The sequence below is a fragment of the uncultured Cocleimonas sp. genome, assembly GCF_947495625.1.
GTDB lineage: Bacteria > Pseudomonadota > Gammaproteobacteria > Thiotrichales > Thiotrichaceae > Cocleimonas.
The window spans coordinates 2,501-5,815 of sequence record NZ_CANLZW010000066.1 but is presented as its reverse complement, the minus strand read 5'-3'; the positions used below and the strand labels follow the sequence as shown (position 1 = coordinate 5,815).

Annotated in this window: 2 rRNA genes; both read right to left on the bottom strand. The window is 49.0% G+C overall.

Annotated elements, in window-relative coordinates:
* Positions 1–12 precede the first annotated feature (12 nt).
* Positions 13–128, bottom strand: a 5S ribosomal RNA gene (rrf, locus tag Q1A31_RS20820).
* Between the two features lie 176 nt (positions 129–304).
* A 23S ribosomal RNA gene (locus Q1A31_RS20815) occupies positions 305–3,174 on the bottom strand.
* Positions 3,175–3,315: the final 141 nt, after the last annotated feature.

Here is a 3,315-nt window from a genome sequence, read left to right as displayed (position 1 = left end):
TTTAGGATAATAACTTGGTGATGACCTACTTTCACATGGGGAAGCCCCACACTATCATCGGCGATGACACGTTTCACTTCTGAGTTCGAGATGGATTCAGGTGGTTCCATGTCTCTATTGTCACCAAGAAACTGGTTTATTGAACATCTGCTCTTATAAGCAGACTTCAATATTTGCTAATGAGTCATTATTCATTTCTCATCAACAATTAATTAGGCAAAGCACTAGCTTTATTCTCAAATCTGTTTTGTATCGTTTACTGTGTTACAAGTAAAAAGCCAACTCACAAACCATTTAAGGTTATAGAATCAAGCCTCACGGGCAATTAGTACACCTTAGCTACATTCATTACTGAACTTCCACATGGTGCCTATCAACGTCGTAGTCTTCAACGGCCCTTTAGGGGGATCTAGTCCCCAGAGAATCCTCATCTTGGGAGGGGCTTCACGCTTAGATGCTTTCAGCGTTTATCCCGTCCGAACTTAGCTACCCTGCTATGCCACTGGCGTGACAACAGGTACACCAGAGGTTCGTCCACTCCGGTCCTCTCGTACTAGGAGAAGCTTCCCTCAAGATTCTAACGCCCATGGCAGATAGGGACCGAACTGTCTCACGACGTTCTGAACCCAGCTCGCGTACCACTTTAAATGGCGAACAGCCATACCCTTGGGACCTGCTTCAGCCCCAGGATGTGATGAGCCGACATCGAGGTGCCAAACACCGCCGTCGATATGAACTCTTGGGCGGTATCAGCCTGTTATCCCCGGCGTACCTTTTATCCGTTGAGCGATGGCCCTTCCATACAGAACCACCGGATCACTAAGACCTACTTTCGTACCTGCTCGACGTGTCAGTCTCGCAGTCAAGCTCGCTTTTGCCTTTGCACAAACCTCCCGATTTCCGACCGGGATTAGCGAACCGTCGCGCTCCTCCGTTACTCTTTAGGAGGAGACCGCCCCAGTCAAACTACCCACCATACACTGTCCCCGATCCCGATAAGGGAACTGGGTTAGAACATCAAAACTATCAGGGTGGTATTTCAAGGTTGACTCCACCAGAACTAGCGTTCCGGTTTCAAAGTCTCCCACCTATCCTACACAGATAGGTCCAATGTTCAGTGCAAAGCTGTAGTAAAGGTGCACGGGGTCTTTCCGTCTAGCCACGGGTACACGGCATCTTAACCGCGATTTCAATTTCACTGAGCCTCTGGTGGAGACAGTGTGGCCGTCGTTACGCCATTCGTGCAGGTCGGAACTTACCCGACAAGGAATTTCGCTACCTTAGGACCGTTATAGTTACGGCCGCCGTTTACCGGGGCTTCGATCAAGAGCTTCTCCGAAGATAACCCCATCAATTAACCTTCCGGCACCGGGCAGGCGTCACACCCTATACGTCCTCTTTCGAGTTTGCAGAGTGCTGTGTTTTTGTTAAACAGTCGCAGCCACCTAGTTTCTGTGACCCCCCGCAGCGTGAACCGCAGGGGGCGTACCTTCTCCCGAAGTTACGGTACCATTTTGCCTAGTTCCTTCACCAGAGTTCTCTCAAGCGCCTTAGAATTCTCATCCCACCCACCTGTGTTGGTTTGGGGTACGGACACTATTATACTGAAGCTTAGAGGGTTTTCCTGGAAGCATGGCATCGACCACTCCAATCTCGTAAGATCGTCGCATTCACGCTTCAGTGTTAAAAGGACCCGGATTTGCCTAAGTCCTACACCTAAACGCTTAGATACACAAAACCAACTGTGTTCTGGTCTAGCCTTCTCCGTCACCCCATCGCATATAATAGCGGTACAGGAATATTAACCTGTTTTCCATCGACTACGCCTCTCGGCCTCGCCTTAGGACCCGACTAACCCTGCGCCGATTAGCGTTGCGCAGGAAACCTTGGGTTTTCGGCGGACGGGTTTTTCACCCGTCTTATCGTTACTCATGTCAGCATTCGCACTTCTGATACCTCCAGCAGGCCTTACGACACCACCTTCAACGGCTTACAGAACGCTCCTCTACCAATCACATAAATGTGATTCCGCAGCTTCGGTATACAGCTTAGCCCCGTTAAATCTTCCGCGCAGGCCGACTCGACTAGTGAGCTATTACGCTTTCTTTAAAGGATGGCTGCTTCTAAGCCAACCTCCTAGCTGTCTATGCCTTCCCACATCGTTTCCCACTGAGCTGTAATTTTGGGACCTTAGCTGGCGGTCTGGGTTGTTTCCCTTTCCACGACGGACGTTAGCACCCGCCGTGTGTCTCCCGTACTGAACTTCCTGGTATTCGGAGTTTGCAATGGGTTGATAAGCCGATCAAGGCCCTCTAGCCATAACAGTGCTCTACCCCCAGGAGTTATATACGAGGCTCTACCTAAATAGATTTCGAGGAGAACCAGCTATCTCCGAGCTTGATTAGCCTTTCACTCCGATCCACAGCTCATCCCTGCATTTTTCAACATACGTGGGTTCGGTCCTCCAGTGCCTGTTACGGCACCTTCAACCTGGCCATGGATAGATCGCTCGGTTTCGGGTCTAATCCTAGCAACTAAACGCCCTATTAAGACTCGGTTTCCCTACGGCTCCCCTAACGGTTAACCTTGCTACTAAAATTAAGTCGCTGACCCATTATACAAAAGGTACGCAGTCACCCCTCAAAGGAGGCTCCCACTGCTTGTACGTATGCGGTTTCAGGTTCTATTTCACTCCCCTCTCCGGGGTTCTTTTCGCCTTTCCTTCACAGTACTGGTTCACTATCGGTCGGTAAGGAGTATTTAGCCTTAGAGGATGGTCCCCCTATCTTCAGTCAAGGTTTCTCGTGCCCCGACCTACTTAATACGTCAATAAAGTTATTTCGAATACGGGACTATCACCCACTATGGTCACACTTTCCAGAGTGTTCTTCTATAACTAAATTGCTCGGCTGCTCCCCTTTCGCTCGCCGCTACTTGGGGAATCTCGGTTGATTTCTTTTCCTCCGGGTACTTAGATGTTTCAGTTCTCCGGGTTTGCTTCGCCTAACCTATGTATTCAGTTAGGGATGACACCTTATGGTGCCGGGTTTCCCCATTCGGAAATCCTCGGATCAATGTCTGTTTGCAGACTAACCGGGGCTTATCGCATGCTACAACGTCCTTCATCGCCTCTTACCGCCTAGGCATCCACCACATACGCTTAGTCACTTGATTCTATAACCTTGAACAGTCTATGAGCCTTTTGTATGACCTCATAAACTTGCCACCTCTAATTATTATTGCTAATAACCAGGATAACTATCAAAGCAATGACTGTTTTACTTGTAACGTTTGAGAATGGTCTTTTAATCCGAT